We start from the raw sequence: 22,957 nt of genomic DNA on the forward strand, positions 1-22,957 counted from the left end.
CGCAACGTCGATGTTGACCCCGAAAGCCCGGTCGTGGCACTGGGCTTGCCTCGCATCGCTCGCAGGCGGTCCTCGGGCGGGTATAGTACAATGGTAGTACAGCAGCCTTCCAAGCTGAATACACGGGTTCGATTCCCGTTACCCGCTCCACCTTTCGATCTCAGGCCACCCTGCAGAGCTTTGTAACGTTGGAAGCAGAAGTCTCGCGCACCGATTCCAGGTGGGGAAAGCTGTCACAGGGCAGCAGCGCCAGATCGATCCCACCGGGGGCTTCGCGGGCCAGTGCATAGCCGTAGCGAAGCCCTCCGCGCTTCGCATCGTCGACCTGCATCAGATAGATACCGGCCCGCAGCCGCTGGAATTCGAGGCGTAGTTGCTGGTCGGGTGCGGTCAGCCGGTAGCCCGGGCCATCGCGGACGATCTGCATGGGCACGGGCGCCCGATCGTCACCGGGGCAATAGATCGGCTGCACCCGATGGACCCGACGGTCATCCGAATCCGCAATGTCGAACACATAACCCGGCGACACGCAGCGCCGACGCACGCGCCACGGCTTATGTCGCGACGCCGCAGGGTCGGTGAGTGTATAGCCCTGATATTGGCCGTCGAGCAGGCCCGGCACGACCTCGGGCTGTTCGATCAGCGGATCGTGCGAGCCCAGGGTACAGCCGCTCATCGCGGCCAAGGCGACAACGCCGAGCGCGGTGCCTCGTATTCCCAATGCCATTGTACCGCCTCGCTGAGGGACGGCACATTTTTGCCACAATTGCTCAGGCGCGGCAAGTTCGGCTACTCCGCCGCCTCGTCCCGCACCTCCGCATCGCGCACCACCTCGTCCGGCAGCGCCCAGAGCAAGTCGCCCTTGGTCAGCACCCTCCCGTCATGCGCGTGGACCGCGATCTGCGCGATCGGCTTGTGGTCGCGCGCGTCGACCAGGATCGGCGATGCGGGGACGCAGGTCTCCCAGCGTTCGCCCCATTGGCGCAGCGCGATCATCGTCGGGAGCAGCGCATGGCCCTTGTCGGTCAGCCGGTATTCGACCTTCCGCCGATCCGCCTCGCACGGTTGCCGCACGAGGATGCCGTGTCCCACCAGCCGCGCGAGCCGATTGGCCAGGATGTTGCGCGCAATCCCCAGCTCCGACTGGAACTCCTCGAAATGGTGCAGCCCGTTGAACGACCCGCGCAGGATCAGGAAAGACCAGCGCTCGCCCATCGCCTCCAGCGCCGCCGGAAGGCTGCAGACGGCGGCCAGCTCGCACAGCGATTCTCGCAGTCCATTACCCATAGCCGGCGATCCTAACGCACTTTGCCGCCCGGCGGAACGGGCTAAGATTTTGCAACGCAGCAATAGTTTCTGCTTGCAACTTACCCTGATGTCAATTAGGTAGCGTTTCGCAACTTGATTGCACGAGAAACGCTTTCAGGAGGACGACATGACCCGCTTCCAAGGCGCGGCCGCACTGGCCGCGGCAATGCTGGCGCTCGCGCCCGCCACCGGCATCGCCCAGACCGCCCGCGGCTATTATGCCGCAACCCCCGCCTCGGCGCCCGCCAAGAACAGCCTCGTCACGCGCTCGACCGTGTGGAAGTGCGGCGACGGCGTGTGCGTCGCGTCGAAGGCCAATGCCCGCGACCCGATCATGTGCGAACTGGTCGCCCGCGAAGTCGGCACGCTGACCGCATTCCGCGCCAATGGGGCGGATTTCGATGCCGATGCGCTGGCAAAGTGCAACGCCAAGGCCCGCTGATCCCACTAAATCGTTGCATATGCGCGGCACGGGGCCCCATTTAGGGACCGTGCTGCGTCAATATGAACTTGTAGACCGGGTCCTCTCCTACGACCCCGATGCCGATGAAGCGTTGCTCAACCGCGCTTACGTGTTCTCGGTGAACGCCCATGGCTCGCAGAAGCGCGCATCGGGCGACCCCTATTTCAGCCACCCGATCGAAGTGGCCGGCATCCTGACCGACCTGCATCTCGATGCGGAGACGATCGCGACTGCGATCCTCCACGACACGATCGAGGATACCGTCGCCACGCCGGAGGACATCCAGCGGCTGTTCGGCGACAATGTCGCGCGGATGGTGGACGGCGTCACCAAGCTTTCGAAGATCGAGGCGCAGACCGAGAGCGAGCGCGCCGCCGAGAATCTGCGCAAATTCCTGCTGGCGATGTCCGACGACATCCGCGTGCTGCTGGTCAAGCTGGCCGACCGGCTGCACAATATGCGCACGCTCCATCACATCAAGAATCCGGACAAGCGCAAGCGCATCGCGCGCGAGACGATGGACATCTACGCCCCGCTCGCCGAGCGGATCGGCATGTACGAGTTCATGAAGGAGATGCAGAGCCTCGCCTTCAAGGAGCTCGAGCCCGAGGCGTATGAATCGATCACCCGCCGGCTCGACAACCTCAAGATCGAGGGCGAGGACCGCATCGCCAAGATCGCCTCGGGGCTGAAGCTGCTGCTCGCGCGCGGCGGGATCGATGCGGAGGTTTCGGGGCGCGAAAAGCATCCCTATTCGATCTGGAAGAAGATGTCCGAGCGGCATGTCAGCCTCGAACAGCTCAGCGACATCATGGCGTTTCGCGCGATCGTCAAGACCGAGGAGGAATGCTACCGCGCGCTGGGTTCGATCCACCGCCGCTGGCCGATGGTGCCGGGGCGGTTCAAGGATTATATCTCGACCCCGAAGCGCAACGGCTATCGCTCGCTCCACACCAGCGTGATCCATGCCGAGAATATGCGGATCGAAATCCAGATCCGCACCGGCGACATGCATGCCCAGGCCGAATATGGGCTGGCGGCGCATTGGGCGTATAAACAGGACGCGGTGCGCCCCGATACCCAGGTCAGCTGGATTCGCGACCTGATCGAAATCCTCGAACATGCCGAAAGCCCCGAGGAGCTGCTCGAACATACCCGCATGGCGATGTACCAGGATCGGATCTTCGCCTTCACGCCGAAGGGCGAGCTGATCCAGTTGCCGAAGGGCGCGACGCCGGTCGATTTCGCCTATGCGGTGCATTCCAATCTGGGCGATCAGGCAGTGGGCGCCAAGATCAATGGCCGCGTCGTGCCGCTGCGCACCGAAATCGCGCAAGGCGACCAGGTCTCGATCCTGCGCTCCAAGGCGCAGGAGCCGCAGGCGAACTGGCTCAACTTCGCGATCACCGGCAAGGCGCGCGCGTCGATCCGCCGCCACATCCGCCACAAGGAGCGCGACGAGACGCTGAGCCTCGGGCGCAAGCTGTACGAAAATATCCTCCAGCGGCTGCCCACCCCCGCCGGGGCCGAGGCGCTGCGCGACGCGCTGCGGCGGCTCAAACTGTCGGACGAGGATGCGCTGATGGAGGCGATCGCCCGGCGCCAGCTCACCGACGGCCAGGTGATGGAGGCGATCATGCCGGGTTCGGCACTGGGCACCGATCATGAGATGCCCACTCAGATCCAGGCGATCGACATCAAGGGGCTGACTCCCGGCGTCGCCTTCGTGCTGTCCGAGGATTGCCGCCCGGTTCCCGGCGACCGCATCGTCGGGCTGCGCCGTCAGGGTGAACCGATCGAAGTCCATGCAATCGACTGCGCCACCCTCGCCGACACCGACGAGGACGACTGGGTAGACCTGACCTGGGGGAACAAGGCCGAGGGCGGGGTCGCGCGGATCGCGGTGACGCTCAAGAACGAACCCGGCGCGCTGGGCGCGATCGCCACGCTGATCGGCCAGCACAAGGCGAACATCCTGGGCATCCGGCTCGACAATCGCGATACCACCTTCCACACCAACACGATCGACCTCGAAGTCCGCAACGCCGCGCATCTGATGAAGCTGCTCGCCGCGTTGCGCGCCGCCGACATGGTCAGTTCGGCCGAGCGGGCCTGAGCGCGTAGCCGCTTTTCCATGTGACGCCGCCGCGGCGGCGCGCTAGACACGCGCCCCATGAACCGCCTTGCGCTTTCCGTCGTCATCCCCTGCTACAATGAAGAGGCCTGCCTCGAAACGCTGCATGCCCGCGTTTCCGCGGCGGCGCGCGCGGCGGTGGGGGACAGTTTCGAAATCGTCCTGATCAACGACGGGTCGAAGGACGCGAGCTGGCCGGTGATGCAGCGGCTGAGTGCCGGCGACCCGCACCTCGTCGCGATCAACCTCTCGCGCAACCACGGCCATCAGCTTGCGCTGACCGCCGGGCTCGATCTGTGCGCGGGGCAGCAGATCCTGATCATCGACGCCGACTTGCAGGACCCCCCCGAATTGCTGGCCGACATGCGCGCGGCGATGGCGGCGCAGGGCGCCGACGTGGTCTATGCCGTCCGCCGCAAGCGCGAAGGCGAGAGCATCTTCAAGAAGCTGACCGCCGCGATCTTCTACCGCGCGCTCGACCGGATCACCGACACGCCGATCCCGCTCGACACCGGCGATTTCCGGCTGATGAGCCGCCGCGCGCTCGATGCGTTCCTGTCGCTGCCCGAACAGGCGCGCTTCATCCGCGGCATGGTCGCGTGGATCGGCTTCCGCCAGGTGCCCTTCGTCTATGACCGGCACGAGCGCCATGCGGGCGAGAGCAAATATCCGCTCGCCAAGATGATCCGCTTCGCGCTCGACGCGATCACCGGCTTCTCCACTGCGCCGCTGCGCTTCGCCAGCCATGTCGGGCTGCTGCTCACCGCCGCGTCGGTGCTGCTGGTGCTGTACATCGTTGTCGCCTGGCTGCTGGGGCAGGCGATTCAGGGCTGGACCTCGCTGATGCTCGTCGTCGTCGTGCTCGGCGCGGTGCAGATGTTCGTGCTGGGGATGATCGGCGAATATCTCGGCCGCCTCTATGTCGAATCGAAGCGGCGCCCGCTCTATCTGGTCGCCGATGTCGCGGGGCCAGTACGCGGCCACGCCTCACTCGGCTATCGCTTCGAGGATTCGGGCGCGGTGAGCGTCTCGCCCCAGGCCGTGCGGAGCGACGCGGCGGAGTAACTATCTCTCTCCCGTTGGGAGAGGGAGGGAGGCGCGAAGCGCCGGAAGGGTGAGGGTGACCTCAGCCCTTCGGCGACGCCAGCACGATCAGCGACAGCCCCGGCGGCAACGGCACCCGCCCGACCAGATGCCGCTCCAGCCCGAATATCTTCTCGAACACCGCATTCAGCGCGCGCGGCGGCGGCGAATCGTCGCTGTCGTCCTTGCCGGTCAGCTTGCCCGCGATCCGCGCGGCGACCGCGGCGGGGAACAGCAGCGAATTGAACCAGCCCAGCTTGCGATGCGCCAGCCCCGCCTTGTCGAGCGCCGCGACCAACGTCGCCTTCGAATAGCGGCGCTTATGGTGGTTCACCACGTCATGCGCGCTCCACATCCATTGGTGCGCAGGCACGGTGATCAGGATCTTGCCGCCGGGCTTGAGCGCGGTCGCCATCGCCTTCAGCGCCGCGACATCGTCCTCGACATGCTCGACCACGTCGAGCACCGCGACCAGATCATAGCTCCCCGGCTCGACCCCCGTCAGTTCGGGCAGCGGCGACGATCCCACCGGCTTGCCCAGCCGCTCGCTGGCAAAGGTGCGCGCGGTCTCGTCGATCTCGATCGCGTCGACCTCGCCGAACTGCGCGAGCATCGGCAGATTATGCCCGGTGCCGCAGCCGATCTCGAGGATGCGCGCGCCCTGCGGCAACCCGCCCCAGCGCTCCAGATAATCGGACAGGATTTCGCGGCGCGCGCGGTACCACCAATGCGTGGTGTCATGCGCGGCCATGCGGTCGTAAACTACGCGATCCATCAGATTTCGGCCATTTCAGCTAAATACCAATCGGCGGTTGAGCCAGAAGGTGGCAAGCGGCGTCACGCAAACCGCGGGAACGAGCGGCCACCAGGTCGGACCATGCACCAGCGGGCCGGTCAGCAGCCAGGTGAATCCCGCATTCAGCACCATGCTGAGCGACTGGACCGCGAAGAATTTCGACTGGGTCTTGAGGCTGCGGGTATCCGCGCCATGCCCCTTGAAGCTCCACGCGCTGTGCATGAAATAGCCAAAGATCACGGCGCACACAAAGCCGACCAGCGACGCGGCGACCGGGTGGATGACAAAGGTCGCCAGCGGCCAATAGGCGGCGGCGTACACGATTGTGGAAAGCCCGCCCGCGATCCCGAAACGGATCAACTGGCCGAGCAGCCCGCTTGCCCGCATCGCGTCCACTCGCCGAAGAATTGCTGTCACTGATGCTTGCCCTTGCGCCTCTTGCCGCCCTAATGCCCCCGGCAGAGCGAGGAAAGCCATTTTGCAGCTAAAGCCGATCGGCGGTTTCCGCCTCGACAAGGAACTCGACCGGCATTGGCTGGCCTGGATGCTCGTGGCCTGGGCGTGCGTCGTCGCGTGGTTCCTGGTCCAGCGGCAGGGCAACATCCATTGGCTGGTGCTCAGCGACACCGACGACAATATGCGGCTGATGCAGGTCCGTGCGCTGCTCGCCGGACAGGGCTGGTATGATCTGCGCCAATATCGGCTCGATCCCGCGCTGGGCGGGTTCGACATCCACTGGTCGCGCTTTGTCGACTTGCCGATCGCCGGGCTGATCCTGCTGCTCAAGCCGTTTATCGGGACCGCGGCGGCGGAGAAATGGGCATGCGGGATCGCGCCGCTGCTGCCGCTCGCGATCACGATGAGCGGGCTGTCGCTCACCGTAAGGCGGCTGGTCGCGCCGTTCAGCTGGCCGCTGGCGATCATCGTGCTGCTCGGCTGCGCCTCGACGCTGATGATGTACGCGCCGATGCGGATCGACCATCATGGCTGGCAGCTCGCCTGCCTCGCGATGACCGTCGCGGGGATGGCCGATCCGGCGCGGGCGCGCGGCGGCGCGGTGGTGGGCATCGCCAGCGCGCTGTCGCTGACGATCGGGCTGGAGATGCTGCCCTATTGCGCGATGGCGGGAGCGATCCTCGCACTGCGCTGGGTATGGGATGCGGGCGATGCCGCGCGGCTGCGCGCCTATGGGCTGACGCTCGCGGGCGGATCGGCGCTGGGCTTCGCGATCTTCGCGTCGAACGCGAACCAGGTGCTGCGCTGCGACGCGCTGACGCCGGTGTGGCTGAGCGTGATGGTGGTGGCGGGGGCGCTGCTGTTCGCGCTGTCGCTGGCGCCGCTGCGTTCGCGCTGGGTGCGGCTGGCGCTGGCGGGAGCGGCGGGCGCTGTGATCGTCGCGGGGTTCGTGCTGCTCTTCCCGCAATGCCTGGGGCGCCCCGAACAAGTCTCCGACGAGCTCGCGCAGACCTGGCTGAACAATGTCCGCGAGGCGCGTCCGATATATCGCCAACCACTCAAAACCGCTTTTCCAATCGCGGTGCTGCCGGTCATCGGCATCCTTGGCGCTTTGGTGGCGACGTGGCGCGCGCGGGGCAGCGCGAGTGCCGTTGTGTGGGCAACGATCGCCTTGTTCACCGCCTTCGCCGCCGCGATGCTGCTCTGGCAGATCCGGGCCGGACCCGCCGCGCAGATGCTGAGCGTACCGGGCGCCGTCGCGCTGGTATGGGTCGTCGTGCCATGGTTCCTCGGGCGCAAATGGATGCTGGTCCGCGTGCTGGGCTCGGCGGCGGCGTTCCTGCTCGTCTCGGGGCTCTTCGCCGGGCTCGCCCTCCCCTATCTGCCCGTCGCAAAGGGCGGCAAGGGCGGCGGCACCCCCGACAAGGTGGCAAAGGCCAATTCGGCCTGCGCGCGCATGTCGTCGCTCCGCCCGCTCAACGCCTTCGCGCCCGCGACGATGTTCACCCATGTCGACCTGGGCCCGCGCCTGATCGTGCTGACGCATCACAATGGCGTCGCGGGCCCCTATCACCGCAACGGCGCGGCGATCCTCGACGTCCACCATGCCTTTACCGGCCCGGCCAGCGGCTTCCGCGCGATCGCGGCGCGGCACAAGGCGACCTATCTGCTGACCTGCCCCGACATGTCGGAAACCACCGTGTACCGCGCCCGCGCGCCGCAGGGGTTCTTCGGCCAGCTCTATCGCGGACAGGTGCCGCGCTGGCTGGAGCCGATGCCGCTCCCCGCCAATTCGCCGCTCAGGCTGTGGCGCATCCGCTACGACCTGCCAAATGATCCGCGGAGCGACCGCGCGCCGGTCAGCCCGAAACCGCCCGCCCCGCGACCAGCGCGGCCCTGATCCCGTCGATCACGAACTGCACGGCCAGCGCGCCCAGCAGCACGCCGAGCAGCCGCGAAACGACCGCCTCGATCTTCGCGCCGACGACGCGCATGATCGGCCCGGCGGCAAGCAGCGCGACGAGCGTCAGCAACAGGATCGCCGCCATCGCCGCGAGCACCACCGAGGCCCGCTCGATCCCGTTGTTCTGCGACATCAGCAGCATCGCGGACGCGATCGATCCCGGCCCGGCGATCATCGGCATCGCCATCGGGAAGATGGAAATATCGGCAGGCTCCGCCGCCCGGACCTTCTCGGCGCGTTCCTCGCGCCGCTCGGTGCGCTTCTCGAACACCATTTCCAGCGCGATCAGGAACAGCATGATCCCGCCCGCGATCTTGAAGGCGTTCAGGCTGATCCCCAGCGCACGCAGCAGCGCCTCGCCGAACAGTGCGAAGCCGAACAGGATGATCGCCGCGACGACCACCGCGCGCACCGCCATCGCCCGGCGATGCACCGCGCTCGTCCCCGTGGTGAGCCCCGCAAAGATCGGCGCGCAGCCGGGCGGATCGATCACCACGAAGAAGGTGACGAACGCCGATATGAACAGCTCGATCATGCCCGCGCCCCTCCCCTAATTGTCCTCAGATGTCCGCCGCCAGCGGCACGCCGGCATTGCGATGCGCGGCGACCAGCGTGTTGCGCAGCAGCACCGCGATCGTCATCGGCCCGACTCCGCCCGGCACCGGCGTGATCGACCCCGCGACGCTCGCCGCGCTGTCGAAATCGACATCGCCGACCAGCCCGGCATCGGTGCGGTTGATCCCCACGTCGATCACCGTCGCACCCGGCTTCAGCCAGTCGCCCTGCACGAAATGCGGACGCCCGACCGCCGCGACGACGATATCGGCATGCGCCAGATAATGCGGCAAATTGCGCGTGCGCGAATGGACGAGCGTAACGGTGCAGCTCTTCGCCGTCAGCAGCGCCGCCATCGGCTTGCCGACGATGTTCGACCGCCCGATCACCACCGCGTCGAGCCCCGACAAATCGCCCAGCCGGTCCTCCAGCAGCATCAGGCAGCCCAGCGGCGTACAGGGCACGAAGCCCTCCAGCCCCGTCACCAGCCGCCCGGCATTGACCGGGTGAAAGCCGTCGACATCCTTGTCTGGGCTGATCCGGGTCAGCACCGCCTGTTCGTCGATATGGCGGGGCAGCGGCAACTGGACGAGGATGCCGTCGACCGCGGGATCAGCATTCAGCCGGTCGACCAGCGCGACCAGATCGTCCTGGGGCGTGTCGGCGGGAAGCTTATGCTCGAAGCTCTCCATACCCGCCTCGCGCGTCATCCGCCCCTTGCTGCGGACATAGACGGCGGACGCCGGGTCCTCGCCCACCAGCACCACCGCCAGCCCGGGGGCACGCCCCGCCGCTGCCCGGAAAGCGGGGACCTGTTCCGCGATGCGGGCGCGAAGCCCGGCTGCGAATGCCTTACCGTCGATCAATTCTGCGCTCATGGGGTCGCCCCATAGAGGCTGGCGGCGATTCCCGCCAGCATTGCCGTATCGCCTGCGATACGAAGCCGCTTGAGCCGGGCGGTCTCGCCCGCGATCAGCGTCACGTCGCGCTTCGCCACGCGGAATGTCTTGGCCACCAGCGGCACCAGCGCGGCATTGGCCGCACCCTCCACCGGCGGGGCGGCGAGCCGGGCGGCGAAATGGTCCGCGGTGCCCGCCGCCAGCACGTCCTTCGACGCGCGCGGCGTCACCCGCACCGCAATCTCGATCCCGCCCGCCGCTTCGCGCCACGCGGGCATCGCGATCAATAACCCGCGCTGACGATCTGTATGATCAGCGTCGGAATGACGATGTTGTTGAGGATATACAGGATCAGCAGCACGATCAGCGGCGAGATGTCGAGCGCGCCGAAATCGGGGAGGATGCGGCGGATCGGGCGATAGACCGGCTCGGTCACGACGCGCAGCCCGTTCCACACGCCACGCACGAAATCATTGTACAAATTGATCACGTTGAACGCGAGCAGCCACGACATGATCGCCTGGATCACGATGACGAAGGTAAAGATCGTGAGCAGGAAGCTGACGATCTGGAGCAGCATGATCAGGATGGCCAAGGGTCTCTCCGAAAAAATCCGGTGCGCCGGCGAACGGCGCATCCGATGCTAGATAAGCCCGCCGGGCGAAAAGCCCAAGCGGCGCCTCAGGCGTGGACCAGCGTGCCCGCGCCGCGCCGGGTGAAGATTTCCAGCAGCATCGCGTGCGGGATGCGCCCGTCGAGGATCACCGCGGCGTCGACTCCGGCCTCGACTGCGGCGACGCAGGTCTCGACCTTGGGGATCATGCCCCCCGAAATCGTCCCGTCGTCGCGCAGCGCCGCGATTCCTGCGGGATCGAGATCGGTCATCAGTTCGCCCGACTTGTCGAGCACCCCCGCCACGTCGGTCAGCAGGAAGAAGCGCGAGGCACCGCATGCCGCGGCGATCGCGCCCGCCATGGTATCGGCATTGATGTTATAGGTATGCCCATCGGCGCCCAGCGCGATCGGCGCAACCACGGGGATGAAGCCCTGTGCCGCCAGCGAATTGAGCAGCGCGGGATCGACCGCCACCGGCTCGCCGACAAAGCCCAGGTCCACGTGCCGCTCGATCCCCTGGAGCTTGTCCGGGTCGCGTCCCTCGATCTTGCGCGCGGTGACGAGGTTGGCGTCCTTGCCCGAAATCCCCACGGCGCGCCCGCCCGCCTGGCCGATCCAGCCGACGATTTCCTTGTTGATCGAACCCGCCAGCACCATTTCGGCGATCCGCGCAGTCTCCGCATCGGTGACGCGCAGGCCCCCGACGAACTGCGATTCGACGCCCAGCCGCTTGAGCATCGCGCCGATCTGCGGCCCGCCGCCATGGACGACGATCGGGTTGATCCCGATCGCCTTGAGCAGCACCACGTCCTCGGCGAAATCGCGTTGCAGCTCGGGATCGCCCATCGCGTGCCCGCCATATTTGACGACGAAGGTCGCCCCCGCATAGCGCTGGAGATAGGGCAGCGCCTCGATGAGCGTTTCGGCCTTGGCGAGCATCGCCGGCGCGGGGGCATTGTCGGTCATGCGCGGCATCTAGGCGCGGCGCACGCTTATCGCAATGTTGCTAGAGCGAACGCCGCCCGTCCAGCGCGCGACCGATCGCGACGAAGACATAGATCAGCGGCGGCACCAGCACGATCGACAGCACGACCTTCGCCAGCATCTGCCCGACCAGCAGCGGGCCGATCGGGAAATCGCCGGAGAAGGCGATCGTGACGAAAATCAGCGTATCGACGATCTGGCTGAGCACCCCGGCGATCACCGCGCGCAGCCACAACAGCTTGCCCTGGCCGGACTTCAGCGCGCTGAAGATCGTGACGTTGAGCGTCTGCGACACGCCATAGGCGATGATCCCCGCCGCCCAGATGCGCCCGGTCGTCCCCAGGATCAACTGGATCGAATCGCGATATTCGGGCTGCATCTTGGGCGAGGGCGGCAGGACCCAGACCAGCCACGACAGCGCCATCGCCATCAGCAACGGCACGAAACCAAAGCGCACCAGCGTGTTCGCGGTGGCCTGGCCGTGGAGTTCGGCGACGGCGCTGGATACCGCGACGAGCATGAGAAACGCGAATATCCCCGCCTCGACCGCAAGCGGCCCGACACCTACCCAATTGCCGATCTCCGACACCGGACCCAGCGAAACCTGCTTGTTGCCGAGCACGCCGGCGATGCAGACCATACCCCCGTAAAAGACCGACAGGGCGAAAAGCGAACGCGAGATCGCGGAGCGGTGAATGTCCATCGAGCGATGCTAACGACATCGCAGGGGTTTTCGCTAGCCCCTTCGGGCGGCGCGTGTATGCTTCACGCTTTGCGTTGCGCGTTTGCGGGGGCGAGCTGTTGAGTCATTTTCCGATCGGCATCTTTGGCGTGCTGGCGATTCTCGCCATCGCCTTCGTGCTTTCGTCGAACAAGCGCGCCATCCGGTTGCGGGTCGTCGGCGCCGCCTTTGCGCTGCAGGCCGGGATTGCGGTCCTCGTGCTGCGGACCGGCTGGGGACAGGCGGCGCTGCACACCATGTCGAACGGCGTGTCGGCGCTTTTGGGCTATGCCGCGGCGGGCACCAGCTTCCTGTTCGGGCCGCTCGCCCGTCCCGAACTGGGCGGGCAGAGCTTCGCCATCTCGGCGCTGCCGGTGATCATCTTCTTCGCTGCGCTCGTGTCGATCCTCTATCATCTGGGGGTCATGCAGTTCGTGATCCGCTGGATCGGCGGCGCGATCGAGAAGGTTGTCGGCACGACCAAGGTCGAATCGCTGTGCGCGGCGGCGAACATCTTCGTCGGGCAGAGCGAATCGCCGCTCGTCATCCGCCCCTATCTGGCGCGGCTCACCCCGCCGCAACTCTTCGCGGTGATGAGCGTCGGCATGGCCGGCGTCGCGGGGACGATCCTTGCGGCCTATGCCAGCCTGCTCGGCCCGGCATCGCTGCCCTATCTGCTCGCCGCGTCGTTCATGGCGGCGCCGGGGGGCTTGCTGATGGCCAAGATCATCATGCCCGACGACCTGGTCCCGACCGACGGCGCGCTGCCGCTGGGCGACGATCCCGAGGAGGAGCTGATCCGCGTCGCCGAGCATGATCTGGAGGAGGAACGCGCCGCGAACCTGATCATGGCCGCCGCGATGGGCGCCTCCACCGGCGTCAAGATCGCCGTCGCCGTCGGCGCGATGGTATTGGCGTTCGTGGCGCTCGTCGCGCTCGCCAACGGGCTGCTGGGCGGCGTCGGTAACTGGCTCGTGGCGCTGTCGGCCAATTTCGGGCCGGGCGTGCATGGCTGGGCGCAGGCCTATCTGACCGACCTCAGCTTCCAGAAGATCATCGGCACCATTTTCGCGCCGATCATGTATCTGCTCGGCATCTCGTGGCACGAGGCGGCGGCGGCGGGCGGGCTGTTCGGGACCAAGCTGGTGCTCAACGAGTTCGTCGCGTTCATCGACCTGGGCACCATGACCGACCTGGCGCCGCGAACCCGTGCCATCGTCACCTTCTCGCTGTGCGGCTTCGCCAATTTCAGCTCGATTGCGATCCAGATGGCCGCGACCGGCAGCCTGGCGCCCAACCAGCGGGCGATGATCGCCAAGCTGGGCGTCCGCGCCCTGATCGCGGGCAGCCTGGCCAACCTGATGAGCGCGGCGCTGGCGGGGCTGCTGCTTCCCTAACCCGGCGTTAGCGCAATCTGCCTACCCTTAATTTACCGGGCGCCGCTACTCGCTCGGGTTCGGAGCACGATGACGTGCCGGTCGGCGCCACGGCGGCGGCCATCAGATGGGGAGCGGGTCGCGCTTGCCGTCTGCGGGAGGGATCTGCGCAATCCGCACGCCTTTCCGCACTGCATGCCTCCTCGCGTTCGTAGGCGGGAGCGTAACCATGACGCGTACTGTAGTCCCCTTGAACCCGGAGCCGAGCGCGACGGACGTCGAGCCCGAAGACCCGATCGCGTGGCTCCGCGAATGCCTGATCGCGGCGTTCCCGATCCCGGGGGCGAGCACCCCGCTGTCGGCGACGCTCCAGACGGCCTGTGCGCGGCTGGCGCAGGTGCAGGCGCCGCGGGCGGTGCCGCAGAAACTGGTGCCCGTGCCGGCGCGGGCGCCGCAAACCGCCAGCGAGCGCCGCGCGGACCAAAGATCGAAGCTGACCGTCTTCCGGTCCGCCATCCTCCATTGGGACGGAATCCAGGGGCTGTGCCTGATCCGCAACCTGTCACCCGGCGGGATGATGGCGAAGGTCGGGACCGCGATTCCCGTCGAGACCCGCGTCGTCGTCGAGATGCGATCGGGCCATATGCTCGCCGGGCGGGTCGCCTGGACGCACGAGGGGCGGATCGGCGTGCAGTTCGATGCGCGGATCGACGTTGGCGAAGTGCTCAACGGCCCGCACAAGGTCGCCAGCCACTGGGTCCAGCGGATGCCCCGCGTCACCCTGCCCTGCGACGCCAGCCTGGTCGTGGGATCGACGCGCGAGGCGGTGCAGTTGCTCGACGTGTCGCAGGGCGGGGCCAAGGTCGAGGCGCAGCGGCTACGCCCCGGCGACGACGTGACGATCGGCGTCGGCGGGATGGCGCCGCGGACCGGCGCCGTGGTCTGGACGCGCAACGGCCGCGCCGGGATCGCCTTTCACGCCGCAATCCCGTTCGACACGCTGGCGCAATGGGCGCTCGAGCGTCAGACTGCGATGTGCGTCCCGGCGTGACTCGCGCTCAGCGCGTCGGCACCGGCTCCGGCCCCGAATAATCGTAGAAGCCGCGCTTGGTCTTGCGGCCAAACCAGCCTGCCTCGACATATTTGACGAGCAGCGGCGCAGGCCGGAATTTGGGGTCGCCGGTGCCTTCGAACAGGACGCGGGTGATCTCCAGGCAGGTGTCGAGCCCGATAAAGTCGGCCAGCGTGAACGGGCCCATCGGGTGGTTGAGCCCAAGCTGGCACGCCGCATCGATATCGGAAATCGTCGCCACGCCCTCGCCCAGCGCGAAGCACGCCTCGTTGAGCATCGGCATCAGCACGCGGTTGACGATGAACCCCGGCGCGTCATTGGCGTGAACGATACGCTTGCCCAGCGACTGGCCGAACGCCTCGACCGCCGCCACCGTCGCGTCTGAAGTCGCAAGGCCGCGGATCAGCTCGATCAGCCCCATCACGGGCACCGGGTTGAAGAAATGCACCCCCATGAACCGCGCCGGATCGGGCGATGCCTGCGCCAGCCGGGTGATCGGGATCGACGAGGTATTGCTCGCCAGGATCGCGTCGGCGCCCAGCACCTTGCCCACTGCCTCGAAAATCTGGCGCTTGACGGCTTCGCGCTCGGTCGCCGCCTCGATCACCAGTTCGCAGGGGGCCATGGCGGAGACGTCCGCCACCGGCTCGATCCGGGCGAGCGCCGCCTCGGCATCGGCGGCGGTGATCTTTTCCTTCTCGACGGCGCGCGCGAGCTGCTTGGCGATCCCCGCCTTGCCCGCCTCGGCGCGTGCCTGGTCGACGTCCGAGAGCAGCACGCGATAGCCCGCCTGTGCCGAGACCTGCGCGATCCCCGCGCCCATTTGCCCCGCACCGATCACGCCCACCGTCTGCATCGCTCGTCTCCTTCGTCCCCGCCCGTAACGTCCGAAGCGCGCTGCGGCTAGGGTGCGCGGCGCAGCGGCTGGGCCTCGCACAGGATCAGCGCGAACCAGTCCTGCGGATCGGTCCATTCGGCGATTGGGGTCCAGCCGCCGCCGCGCAGGAGCTGGCGCGCGCCGTTCGGCCCATATTTATGGCTGTTCTCGGTGTGGATCGTCTCCCCCGCCGCCATCGCGAAGCCGCGGCCATCGACCGCGAAATCGACGTCGCGCTGTGCCTCCAGATGCATCTCGATCCGCGCGGCGCCCGCGTTCCAGAGCGCGTGGTGGCGAAAGGCGTCGACGGGGATCGTCCCGCGCAACTCGCGGTTGATCCGCTCCAGCAGGTTGAGGTTGAACGCCGCCGTTACGCCATGCGCATCATCATAGGCGGCGACCAGCGTCTCGACCGGCTTGACTCGGTCCATCCCGATCAGCAGCCGCGCGCCCTTGCCTAGCCATTCGCGCATCGCCCGGAGCAGGTCGACGGCGTGCCACGCGTTCATGTTGCCGATCGTCGATCCGGGGAAGAAGCCCAGCTTGGGCATGTCGGCGACCTGCGGCGGGAGCGGCACGGGGCGCAGGAAATCGGCTTCGACCGGATAGACCGGCAGCCCCGGAAACCCCTGCGACAGCTCTCCCGCCGACTGGCGGAGGAAGTCGCCCGAAATGTCTATCGGCACATAGGCGCCCGCATCGATCGCGCGCAGCACGATCGGCGTCTTGGCCGAGGAGCCCGAGCCGAACTCGACCACCGCCGCCGCCGGCGCCGACAGCCCGGCAAGCTCGGGCCCGATCTGGCGCAGCAGCGCGGTTTCGGTGCGAGTCGGGTAATATTCGGGCAGGTCGGTGATCGCCTCGAACAGTTCCGACCCCCGGCGATCATAGAACCAGCGCGCCGGGATCGCGCGCGGGCGGGCGGCGAGCCCGTCGAGCACGTCGCGGCGGAAATTGGGATCGGCGAGGCTCGCCTGGCCATCCTCGACTTCCGGCTTGAGCATCTCAAATATCCTTTGCGAGCCGCACGCCGGTGAACTGCCAGCGCTGGTGCGGGTAGAAGAAATTGCGGTACGCGGCGCGGACATGCCCGCGCGGGGTGGCGCACGATCCGCCGCGCAGCACGAACTGGCCCGACATGAATTTTCCGTTGTATTCGCCCACCGCGCCCTCGACCGCGCGGAAGCCGGGATAGGGGCGATAGGCGCTGCCGGTCCATTCCCAGACATCGCCGAAGAACGCCGGGCCGCCCAGCGAGGGGCGCGGTTCGACCGGGCCGGCGGCATCGAGCTGGTTGCCGGCCAGCGGATCGTGCGCCGCCGCCGCCGCTTCCCATTCGAATTCGGTGGGCAGACGGGCGCCCGCCCAGCTGGCATAGGCGTCGGCCTCATACAGGCTGACATGCGTCACCGGCGCGGCGGGATCGATCGCGCGGCGTCCGTCGAGCCCGAAGCGGCTCCACCCGCCCTCCTCGCGGCGCCAGTAGAGCGGGGCGGTGATGCCCTGCGCCTGGACCCAGCTCCAGCCGTCGGACAGCCAGTGGCGCGGATCGGCATAGCCGCCATCGGCGATGAACGCGGCCCATTCGCCATTGGTGACGGTGCGGTCCGCCAGCGCGTGGGGATGGAGCAGCGCGCGGTGGCGGGGGCCTTCGCAATCGAAGGCGAAATCGGGCGAAGTTGATGAAGTTGAGGCACCCGAGGCACCGATCTCGACCTCGCCCGATACCCCCTCGATCCAGCCGATCGGGCCGGGCATCGCCACGGGGACCTTGGCCGGCGCAGACCAAATCGCTGATTCTAAAGGATTTACTGAGAAGTGATGAAGGATGTCTGTCAGCAGCAACTCCTGATGCTGCTCCTCATGATGCATCCCCAGCGTCACCAGCGCGCGTGCAGCCTCCGGAAGCGTCGGCAGCGCCGCCAGCACCGCTTCGTCCACCGCGGCACGATAGTCGAGGATCTGCGCCAGCGATGGCCGCGACAACAGCCCGCGCATCGGGCGGGCATGGCGCGCGCCCTCCGCCTCATAATAGCTGTTGAACAGAAACGGCCAGTCGGCGTCGAACAGCGCATAATCGGACACGAAATCGCGCAGCACGAAGGTTTCGAGGAACCAGGTCGTGTGCGCGAGATGCCATTTGGCGGGCGACGCATCGTCCATCGACTGAATCGTCGCATCGGCATCCGACAGCGGCGCGACGAGCGCGACGCTCAGCCCACGCACGCGGGCAAAGCGCTGCTCCAGCGGCGCGGCGGCGTGCGCCCTCTCGGCCATCGTTCGCATTTTGTTCTCCTAGCCCGGCGCTCCGCCGATCGTCAAGCCGGAGAAATGCCGCTCAGCGCGACGCGCCGGGGACCCAAAGAACGTCACCGCCCCCATTTTGGTTCACCGCGCGCGCCGCGACGAACAAAAGATCGGAGAGCCGGTTGAGATAGGCAAGAGCATCGGGCGAAAGACCGACGCTGAGCCCCGCCCCGACCGCCGACCGCTCCGCACGCCGCACCACGGCACGCGCGAGGTGGAGCGCGGCAGCCGCAGGATCGCCCGCGGGCAGGATGAAGCTGGTCAGCGGTTCGAGCGCGGCGTTGAGATGATCGATCCTCGCCTCGATCCAGTCGGTCTGCGCCGGCAGGATGCGCAGCGCGCCCGCAATCTCGATCGGCGTGGCGAGATCGGCGCCGAGATCGAACAGGTCGTTCTGGATGCGCGCCAGCATGTCGCTGAAGCTGCCCGGGCCGATCGCGGCGCGCGCGACGCCGATCGCGCTGTTCGCCTCGTCGACATCGCCGATCGCCGCCATCCGCGGATCGCTCTTCGACAGGCGCGAGCCGTCGACCAGGCCGGTGGTGCCGTCATCGCCGGTGCGGGTGTAGATTTTGTTGAGCTTGACCATGCGCCGCGCCCTACGCCCGACCGCGGCGGGGCGGAAGCGATAATGCGTTGCTTTGCGGGATGCCGGCCTCATGGGCAGGGCAATCGCATGTGAATGCGTATGCCCTATGATGGGAATTGGGGGAACAGGCCGGTGCCCCCGAACCGCGAAACTCAGCCCTTGGCGGAGGCGATCATCAGGATCAGGGCGATGATGCCGATCGCGATCGCCTGGAACAGGATGCGCTTCTGCATCATCTTGTTCGACTGGATCGCCCGCTCGCTGGGGCCGGTGCCTTCCAGGTCGCTGGTCGTGGTGCCGGCCATGTTGACCAGCCCCCGCACGAGGAAGAACAAGGTCGCGAGCATCGCGGCAAGGAGCAGGATGGCGAGGAACAGCATCGCGCCACCCTACGCCTGTCCGGCGCCGATGCCAACCGGGAGTTGCCCGGAGCGCAGCCGCTCCGCCAGCGCCCGCCCGTCCTCGCCGCCCAGCCGCATCGCCTCGAGCGACGGCGCGCCGTGGCGCTTGGCGAGGCGGGTGCCGTCGGGGCCGAGCAGCAGCGGGTGGTGGCGATAGTCGGGGGTGGGCAGCCCGAGCAGCGCCTGGAGCAGGCGATGGACATGCGTGGCGGCGAACAGATCGACGCCGCGCACGACATGGGTGATGCCCTGCGCGGCATCGTCGACGGTCACCGCGAGGTGATAGCTGGCGGGCGCGTCCTTGCGCGCGAGGATGACGTCGCCGTGCTGGCGGGGGTCGGCGGGGATGGTGCCGGTGGCGGGGTCGTGGAAGGTTAATTCCTCCGACAGCCGTCCTTCTTCGCCCCCCTTCCGCTTGCGGGAGGGGCTGGGGGAGGGAATGACGGAGAGGGCGCGCGGGATCGTTTCATTCCCTCCCCCGACCCCTCCCGCAAGCGGAAGGGGAGCGCGGGCGGCAGGCGGAGCAGCACCTATCCACGTCAGTGCGCGCTCCATATCCAGTCGCCAGCTATGCGGGCGCGACAGGTCCGGCTCGGCCAGCCCGCGGCAAATGCCCGGATACACCCCCTCCGGCCCGTGCGGCGCCGAGAGGCTGGCGGCGATGTCGGCGCGGGTGCAGAAACAGGGGTAAAGCAAGCCCAGCCCGCGCAGCCGGTCGAGCGCCTGCCCGTACAGCGCCAGCCGCTGCGACTGGAAAAGCACCGGCCCGTCCCATTCCAGCCCGAGCCATTCGAGGTCGCGCAGGATCGCGTCGACATGCTCGGGGCGGCTGCGGGTCCCGTCGATATCCTCGATCCGCAGGCTGAACCGCCCGCCGCGCGCGCGCGCGAAATCCTGCGCCTGGATCGCCGACCAGGCATGGCCGAGATGAAGGCGCCCCGTGGGGCTGGGCGCGAAGCGGGTGTGGATAATCATTGCCACGGCCCTTGACCGCGAGTCGCCGCATATGCTGTCATGCCCACGTCACGCTTTCCCGGCAGGGGAGGCGCGAACAACCAGGGCGAGGGAGCGCATGTACCATCCCGATTTGATCCGCCATCCCGATAGCTGTCCTGCGCTCGTCCTGAACGCCGATTATACGCCGTTGAGCTATTATCCGCTGAGCGTATGGCCCTGGCAGACCGCGATCAAGGCGCTGTTCCTCGACCGGGTCGACGTCGTCTCCTATTACGAACGCGAAGTGCGAAGTCCCAGCGCGAGGCTGAAGCTTCCTTCGGTCATCGCGCTCAAACAATATGTGAAGCCTTCGAACTTCCCCGCCTTCACCCGCTTCAACCTGTTCCTTCGCGACAAGTTCACCTGCCAATATTGCGGATCGCCCCGCGACCTGACCTTCGACCATGTCATCCCCCGCGCCCAGGGCGGGCGCACCACCTGGGAAAATGTCGCCACTGCCTGTGCCCCCTGCAACCTGAAAAAGGGCGGGCGGACGCCGCAACAGGCCGCGATGCCGCTCCACCTCCCGCCGATCCGCCCGACAAGCTGGCAGCTCCAGGAACATGGCCGCCGCTTTCCGCCGGGGCATCTCCACGAGACATGGCACGACTGGCTGTACTGGGACGTCGAGCTGGAGGCTTGAGGGGGCGTTCCGGGGGCTATCGCATTTGCGCGGTCGTCACCCTCACCCTTCCCACCGCCTTCGGCGGCGGGCCCCCTCCCTCTCCCAACGGGAGAGGGAGGGAGCGCCAGAGGCGCGGAAGGGTGAGGGTGACGACCGTGCAAAATGCCCGCCCTGCGGCGGTCGGAGCAATCCTCAAAGCACCGCCGCCTGTGATTCTGGGCTCCTGCCTGCGCAGGAGAGCGTTTTCGCGTTTGAACAACAGCGGTTGCGCGGTCCGCCTTGCCTTCGCGACCGTATTATACTAACAACACACTATGGTGTTGCGCTTTTCTCCGCGACCGGGTGAGCCTAAGAGGCGCTGATGGCGCGCGAACCCGGCAGCAACGATGTTCGCTTTCCGCTACGGCGGCAGGCGGAGCCCGAGAGCGCGCCCGCGCCGACCCCGGCGCCCCGGCCAGCGCCCGAGGCGAAGCCCGCGCGCGATGTGCGATCCTGGCTCCCCGGGCGGACGGCGGCGCCGAGTCCGCTCGAGCTGACCGGCGGGTTGCCGCCGCCCGAGCGCGTGGCGCCCGTGCCCGAATGGCGCCGCGCCGCGCCTCCGCCGCCACCGGCTCCGACACCCCCGCCACCGCCGACCGCCGATGCCGCACCGGCGGGCTATACGAGCAATCTGCCGGTGCTCGTCCGCCGCAACCCGTGGAAATGGGTGACGCGCGGGATTGCGCTGTGCATCCTGTTGTTCGTGCTCGCGGTGGCCTGGCTGGCGGTTACCGCGCCGCTCTCCAAGTCGCTCCAGCCGCCCGCCCCGCCCTCGATCACCTTGCTGTCCGCCGAGGGCACGCCGATCGCGCGGCGCGGCGCGGTGATCGGCGAACCGATCGATGCGGCGAAGCTGCCCGCGCATGTCCGCGACGCCTTCGTCGCGATCGAGGACCGGCGCTTCTATGGCCATTGGGGCGTCGATCCGCGCGGCATCCTGCGCGCCTTCGTCCATAACGTCACCAGTTCGGGCGGGTCGCAGGGGGGGAGCACGATCACCCAGCAGCTCGCGAAAAACGCCTTCCTGACGCAGGAGCGCACCGCGACGCGCAAGTTCCAGGAAGTGCTGATCGCCTTCTGGCTCGAGGCGTGGCTATCGAAGCAGGAGATCCTGTCGCGCTACCTGTCGAACGTCTATTTCGGCGACAATGTGTACGGGCTGCGCGCGGCGTCGCGGCATTATTTCAGCGCCGAGCCCGAGGACCTGAACGCGAGCCAGGCGACATTGCTCGCCGGGCTGGTCCAGGCGCCGAGCCGGCTGGCGCCGACGGGCAACCTCAAGGGCGCGCGCGACCGGCAAAAGCTGGTGATCGGGTCGATGCTCGACGCCGGGCTGATCACCAAGGCCGAGGCGGCGGCGATCCGCCCCGCGGTGCTGCGCGTCAGCCGGAGCAAGGAATTGCCCAACGGCACCTATTTCGCCGATTGGGTGCTGCCCCAGGCGCGCGACCGCGCGGGCGGCGTCGCGACCGAGCAGACGGTCAAGACCACGCTCGAAATGCCGATCCAGCAGGCCGCCGAGCGCGTCGTCAAATCGGCGGGGCTGCGCGGGCTGCAAGTCGCGATGGTCGCGATGCGCCCCGATGGCCGCGTCGTCGCGATGGTCGGCGGGCGTAGCTACGGCCAGAGCCCGTTCAACCGCGCCACCCAGGCGCGGCGCCAGCCGGGTTCGACCTTCAAGCTGTTCGTCTATCTGGCGGCGCTGCGCAGCGGGATGACCCCTGATACGATGGTCGACGACAGCCCGGTGACGATCGGCGAATGGTCCCCGACCAACAGCGACGGGCGCTATGCCGGGCGGATCACGCTGCGCCAGGCCTTCGCCAAGTCGAGCAACGTCGTCTCGGCGCGGCTGACCGCGAAGATCGGGGTGGGCAACGTCATCCGCGCGGCGCGCGACCTGGGCATCTCGACGCCGATCAGCAACGAGGCGTCGATCGCGCTGGGGACCTCGACGGTGTCGCTGCTCGAGCTGACTTCCGCGTACGCCGCGATCGCCAATGGCAGCTATCCGGTGCGCCCGGTGGGGCTGAGCGACGATGAGTCGGCGGACGACTGGCTGGCGAAAAGGCTGGGCGCGGCGACGCGGTTTCGCGGGGACGAGATCGACGATCTGCGGTCGATGCTGGAGAGCGTGGTGGCGGCGGGCACCGGGCGCAGCGCGGCGTTGTCGATCCCCGCTTATGGCAAGACCGGCACGACGCAGGACAATCGCGACGCGCTGTTCGTCGGCTATGCCGGCGGGCTGGTGGCGGGAGTATGGATCGGCAATGACGATAATTCGCCGAGCCCGGGCCTCGCGGGCGGCGGGCTGCCCGCACGGATCTGGCGCGACTTCATGACCCGCGCGCTCGACCTGCGCGCGCCGCCGCCGCCCGAGCCGGTGGAGGAGGTCGAGAATGCGATCGACGAGGGCGTGACGCTCGACGATGTGCTGAACGGGCTGGACGGGATCATGCGCGGCGGGCCGATCGAGACCGAAATCGACCCCGGCGACCCGCGCGACCCTGATGGCGGCTATGGCAGCGACCGCGACCCGCGCGACGAACGACGGCGCGGGGAGGACCGGGATCGGCGGCGCGATGGCGGATTTGAGTAGCGATTGGTGAGCAATTCCTCCCCGGGCGAAGCTCGGGGAGGGGACCGCGCTCGAAGCGCGTGGTGGAGGGGTGCCGCGCAGACGGCGGGGCGCTGTCGG

General features: G+C 67.7%; 24 protein-coding genes and 1 tRNA gene. 9 read left to right on the plus strand and 16 right to left on the minus strand.

Annotated elements, in window-relative coordinates; translation table 11 throughout:
- The first annotated feature begins 76 nt into the window (after positions 1 to 76).
- Positions 77 to 150: transfer RNA gene (locus TS85_RS16615), tRNA-Gly, on the plus strand.
- A gap of 10 nt (positions 151 to 160) precedes the next feature.
- Here TS85_RS16615 and TS85_RS16620 read toward each other — a convergent pair.
- Complete coding sequence (locus TS85_RS16620) at positions 161 to 727, minus strand: hypothetical protein (RefSeq protein ID WP_155006456.1); 567 nt, start codon at positions 725 to 727, stop codon at positions 161 to 163.
- Positions 728 to 789: 62 nt separating this feature from the next.
- Positions 790 to 1,287 (minus strand): winged helix-turn-helix transcriptional regulator, encoded by a 498-nt coding sequence (locus TS85_RS16625; protein WP_044333753.1) that lies wholly within the window; start codon positions 1,285 to 1,287, stop codon positions 790 to 792.
- A 148-nt stretch (positions 1,288 to 1,435) separates the two neighbouring features.
- Here TS85_RS16625 and TS85_RS16630 point away from each other — a divergent pair, with 148 nt between their 5' ends.
- Genes TS85_RS16630 through TS85_RS16640 form a run of 3 tightly spaced genes read left to right on the plus strand, consistent with a single transcriptional unit; the run spans position 1,436 to position 4,970 of the window.
- Positions 1,436 to 1,750 carry a CC_3452 family protein gene (locus tag TS85_RS16630; RefSeq protein ID WP_044333754.1) on the plus strand — a complete coding sequence of 105 codons (315 nt, stop codon included), beginning with the start codon at positions 1,436 to 1,438 and terminating at the stop codon, positions 1,748 to 1,750.
- Positions 1,751 to 1,799: 49 nt separating this feature from the next.
- Positions 1,800 to 3,887: a RelA/SpoT family protein gene (locus tag TS85_RS16635; RefSeq protein WP_044333756.1), complete on the plus strand. Its 2,088-nt coding sequence runs from the start codon at positions 1,800 to 1,802 to the stop codon at positions 3,885 to 3,887.
- A gap of 57 nt (positions 3,888 to 3,944) precedes the next feature.
- Positions 3,945 to 4,970 carry a glycosyltransferase family 2 protein gene (locus TS85_RS16640; RefSeq protein ID WP_044333757.1) on the plus strand — a complete coding sequence of 342 codons (1,026 nt, stop codon included), beginning with the start codon at positions 3,945 to 3,947 and terminating at the stop codon, positions 4,968 to 4,970.
- Between the two features lie 61 nt (positions 4,971 to 5,031).
- Here the strand turns inward: TS85_RS16640 and TS85_RS16645 are convergent, their stop codons facing one another.
- Both TS85_RS16645 and TS85_RS16650 read right to left on the minus strand, forming a co-directional pair.
- Positions 5,032 to 5,763 (minus strand): class I SAM-dependent methyltransferase, encoded by a 732-nt coding sequence (locus TS85_RS16645; RefSeq protein WP_044333758.1) that lies wholly within the window; start codon positions 5,761 to 5,763, stop codon positions 5,032 to 5,034.
- 15 nt (positions 5,764 to 5,778) lie between these two features.
- Positions 5,779 to 6,171 carry a GtrA family protein gene (locus TS85_RS16650; protein ID WP_173426283.1) on the minus strand — a complete coding sequence of 131 codons (393 nt, stop codon included), beginning with the start codon at positions 6,169 to 6,171 and terminating at the stop codon, positions 5,779 to 5,781.
- Positions 6,172 to 6,328: 157 nt separating this feature from the next.
- On the opposite strand from TS85_RS16650, the gene TS85_RS16655 reads away from it, so the two are divergent.
- Positions 6,329 to 8,140 carry an AcrB/AcrD/AcrF family protein gene (locus TS85_RS16655; protein ID WP_227698805.1) on the plus strand — a complete coding sequence of 604 codons (1,812 nt, stop codon included), beginning with the start codon at positions 6,329 to 6,331 and terminating at the stop codon, positions 8,138 to 8,140.
- Here the strand turns inward: TS85_RS16655 and TS85_RS16660 are convergent.
- From TS85_RS16660 to TS85_RS16685, 6 genes are all read right to left on the minus strand, one after another.
- Complete coding sequence (locus TS85_RS16660; RefSeq protein ID WP_044333759.1) at positions 8,100 to 8,738, minus strand: MarC family protein; 639 nt, start codon at positions 8,736 to 8,738, stop codon at positions 8,100 to 8,102. The two genes, TS85_RS16655 and TS85_RS16660, sit on opposite strands and share 41 nt — an antisense overlap.
- A 25-nt stretch (positions 8,739 to 8,763) precedes the next feature.
- Entirely contained in the window at positions 8,764 to 9,636 is an 873-nt protein-coding gene (gene folD, locus TS85_RS16665) for a bifunctional methylenetetrahydrofolate dehydrogenase/methenyltetrahydrofolate cyclohydrolase FolD (RefSeq protein WP_044333760.1), read from the minus strand.
- The gene (locus TS85_RS16670) at positions 9,633 to 9,935 is read right to left on the minus strand and encodes a DUF167 domain-containing protein (RefSeq protein WP_044336467.1); all 303 of its coding nucleotides are present in this window, start codon (positions 9,933 to 9,935) and stop codon (positions 9,633 to 9,635) included. The genes folD and TS85_RS16670 overlap by 4 nt, the downstream gene beginning before the upstream one ends.
- 5 nt (positions 9,936 to 9,940) lie before the next feature.
- Positions 9,941 to 10,243, minus strand: a complete 303-nt coding sequence (locus TS85_RS16675) for a YggT family protein (protein ID WP_044336469.1) — start codon at positions 10,241 to 10,243, stop codon at positions 9,941 to 9,943.
- A gap of 95 nt (positions 10,244 to 10,338) precedes the next feature.
- Positions 10,339 to 11,238: an acetylglutamate kinase gene (gene argB, locus TS85_RS16680; RefSeq protein ID WP_044336472.1), complete on the minus strand. Its 900-nt coding sequence runs from the start codon at positions 11,236 to 11,238 to the stop codon at positions 10,339 to 10,341.
- 40 nt (positions 11,239 to 11,278) lie between these two features.
- Positions 11,279 to 11,959 (minus strand): queuosine precursor transporter, encoded by a 681-nt coding sequence (locus tag TS85_RS16685; RefSeq protein WP_044333761.1) that lies wholly within the window; start codon positions 11,957 to 11,959, stop codon positions 11,279 to 11,281.
- A gap of 98 nt (positions 11,960 to 12,057) precedes the next feature.
- On the opposite strand from TS85_RS16685, the gene TS85_RS16690 reads away from it, so the two are divergent.
- Entirely contained in the window at positions 12,058 to 13,374 is a 1,317-nt protein-coding gene (locus TS85_RS16690; protein WP_044333762.1) for a NupC/NupG family nucleoside CNT transporter, read from the plus strand.
- A gap of 208 nt (positions 13,375 to 13,582) precedes the next feature.
- The gene (locus TS85_RS24225) at positions 13,583 to 14,404 is read left to right on the plus strand and encodes a PilZ domain-containing protein (RefSeq protein ID WP_162184736.1); all 822 of its coding nucleotides are present in this window, start codon (positions 13,583 to 13,585) and stop codon (positions 14,402 to 14,404) included.
- A gap of 7 nt (positions 14,405 to 14,411) precedes the next feature.
- On the opposite strand, the gene TS85_RS16700 is transcribed toward TS85_RS24225, so the two are convergent.
- The 6 genes from TS85_RS16700 to TS85_RS16725 all read right to left on the minus strand — a co-directional run bounded on the left by TS85_RS16700 (position 14,412) and on the right by TS85_RS16725 (position 19,574).
- Entirely contained in the window at positions 14,412 to 15,281 is an 870-nt protein-coding gene (locus TS85_RS16700; RefSeq protein ID WP_044333763.1) for a 3-hydroxybutyryl-CoA dehydrogenase, read from the minus strand.
- A gap of 47 nt (positions 15,282 to 15,328) precedes the next feature.
- Complete coding sequence (gene egtD / locus TS85_RS16705) at positions 15,329 to 16,306, minus strand: L-histidine N(alpha)-methyltransferase (protein ID WP_044333765.1); 978 nt, start codon at positions 16,304 to 16,306, stop codon at positions 15,329 to 15,331.
- Between the two features lies 1 nt (position 16,307).
- Positions 16,308 to 17,579 carry an ergothioneine biosynthesis protein EgtB gene (egtB, locus tag TS85_RS16710; protein ID WP_155006605.1) on the minus strand — a complete coding sequence of 424 codons (1,272 nt, stop codon included), beginning with the start codon at positions 17,577 to 17,579 and terminating at the stop codon, positions 16,308 to 16,310.
- 61 nt (positions 17,580 to 17,640) lie between these two features.
- Positions 17,641 to 18,198 (minus strand): cob(I)yrinic acid a,c-diamide adenosyltransferase, encoded by a 558-nt coding sequence (locus TS85_RS16715; protein ID WP_044333768.1) that lies wholly within the window; start codon positions 18,196 to 18,198, stop codon positions 17,641 to 17,643.
- A gap of 152 nt (positions 18,199 to 18,350) precedes the next feature.
- Positions 18,351 to 18,578 (minus strand): twin transmembrane helix small protein, encoded by a 228-nt coding sequence (locus tag TS85_RS16720; RefSeq protein ID WP_044333770.1) that lies wholly within the window; start codon positions 18,576 to 18,578, stop codon positions 18,351 to 18,353.
- Positions 18,579 to 18,587: 9 nt separating this feature from the next.
- Positions 18,588 to 19,574: a glutamyl-Q tRNA(Asp) synthetase gene (locus tag TS85_RS16725; protein WP_044333772.1), complete on the minus strand. Its 987-nt coding sequence runs from the start codon at positions 19,572 to 19,574 to the stop codon at positions 18,588 to 18,590.
- A 97-nt stretch (positions 19,575 to 19,671) separates the two neighbouring features.
- Between TS85_RS16725 and TS85_RS16730 the strand changes: the two genes are divergently transcribed.
- Both TS85_RS16730 and TS85_RS16735 read left to right on the plus strand, forming a co-directional pair.
- Positions 19,672 to 20,238, plus strand: a complete 567-nt coding sequence (locus tag TS85_RS16730) for an HNH endonuclease (RefSeq protein ID WP_044333774.1) — start codon at positions 19,672 to 19,674, stop codon at positions 20,236 to 20,238.
- A 343-nt stretch (positions 20,239 to 20,581) separates the two neighbouring features.
- The gene (locus TS85_RS16735; RefSeq protein WP_077228667.1) at positions 20,582 to 22,858 is read left to right on the plus strand and encodes a transglycosylase domain-containing protein; all 2,277 of its coding nucleotides are present in this window, start codon (positions 20,582 to 20,584) and stop codon (positions 22,856 to 22,858) included.
- Positions 22,859 to 22,957: the final 99 nt, after the last annotated feature.

Source organism: Sphingomonas hengshuiensis, from assembly GCF_000935025.1.
GTDB classification, from domain to species: Bacteria; Pseudomonadota; Alphaproteobacteria; order Sphingomonadales; family Sphingomonadaceae; genus Sphingomonas; species Sphingomonas hengshuiensis.

Coding starts and splice junctions, on each gene's coding strand:
- TS85_RS16645 (WP_044333758.1), bottom strand. CDS start 5,763: ATGGATCGCGTAGTTTACGACCGCATGGCCGCGCATGACACCACGCAT.
- TS85_RS16655 (WP_227698805.1), top strand. CDS start 6,329: ATGCTCGTGGCCTGGGCGTGCGTCGTCGCGTGGTTCCTGGTCCAGCGG.
- TS85_RS16670 (WP_044336467.1), bottom strand. CDS start 9,935: ATGCCCGCGTGGCGCGAAGCGGCGGGCGGGATCGAGATTGCGGTGCGG.
- TS85_RS16720 (WP_044333770.1), bottom strand. CDS start 18,578: ATGCTGTTCCTCGCCATCCTGCTCCTTGCCGCGATGCTCGCGACCTTG.
- TS85_RS16715 (WP_044333768.1), bottom strand. CDS start 18,198: ATGGTCAAGCTCAACAAAATCTACACCCGCACCGGCGATGACGGCACC.
- TS85_RS16630 (WP_044333754.1), top strand. CDS start 1,436: ATGACCCGCTTCCAAGGCGCGGCCGCACTGGCCGCGGCAATGCTGGCG.
- argB (WP_044336472.1), bottom strand. CDS start 11,238: ATGACCGACAATGCCCCCGCGCCGGCGATGCTCGCCAAGGCCGAAACG.
- TS85_RS16660 (WP_044333759.1), bottom strand. CDS start 8,738: ATGATCGAGCTGTTCATATCGGCGTTCGTCACCTTCTTCGTGGTGATC.
- TS85_RS16685 (WP_044333761.1), bottom strand. CDS start 11,959: ATGGACATTCACCGCTCCGCGATCTCGCGTTCGCTTTTCGCCCTGTCG.
- TS85_RS16640 (WP_044333757.1), top strand. CDS start 3,945: ATGAACCGCCTTGCGCTTTCCGTCGTCATCCCCTGCTACAATGAAGAG.
- egtD (WP_044333765.1), bottom strand. CDS start 16,306: ATGCTCAAGCCGGAAGTCGAGGATGGCCAGGCGAGCCTCGCCGATCCC.
- TS85_RS16620 (WP_155006456.1), bottom strand. CDS start 727: ATGGCATTGGGAATACGAGGCACCGCGCTCGGCGTTGTCGCCTTGGCC.
- egtB (WP_155006605.1), bottom strand. CDS start 17,579: ATGGCCGAGAGGGCGCACGCCGCCGCGCCGCTGGAGCAGCGCTTTGCC.
- TS85_RS16725 (WP_044333772.1), bottom strand. CDS start 19,574: ATGATTATCCACACCCGCTTCGCGCCCAGCCCCACGGGGCGCCTTCAT.
- TS85_RS16700 (WP_044333763.1), bottom strand. CDS start 15,281: ATGCAGACGGTGGGCGTGATCGGTGCGGGGCAAATGGGCGCGGGGATC.
- TS85_RS16650 (WP_173426283.1), bottom strand. CDS start 6,171: ATGCGGGCAAGCGGGCTGCTCGGCCAGTTGATCCGTTTCGGGATCGCG.
- folD (WP_044333760.1), bottom strand. CDS start 9,636: ATGAGCGCAGAATTGATCGACGGTAAGGCATTCGCAGCCGGGCTTCGC.
- TS85_RS24225 (WP_162184736.1), top strand. CDS start 13,583: ATGACGCGTACTGTAGTCCCCTTGAACCCGGAGCCGAGCGCGACGGAC.
- TS85_RS16730 (WP_044333774.1), top strand. CDS start 19,672: ATGTACCATCCCGATTTGATCCGCCATCCCGATAGCTGTCCTGCGCTC.
- TS85_RS16625 (WP_044333753.1), bottom strand. CDS start 1,287: ATGGGTAATGGACTGCGAGAATCGCTGTGCGAGCTGGCCGCCGTCTGC.
- TS85_RS16735 (WP_077228667.1), top strand. CDS start 20,582: ATGGCGCGCGAACCCGGCAGCAACGATGTTCGCTTTCCGCTACGGCGG.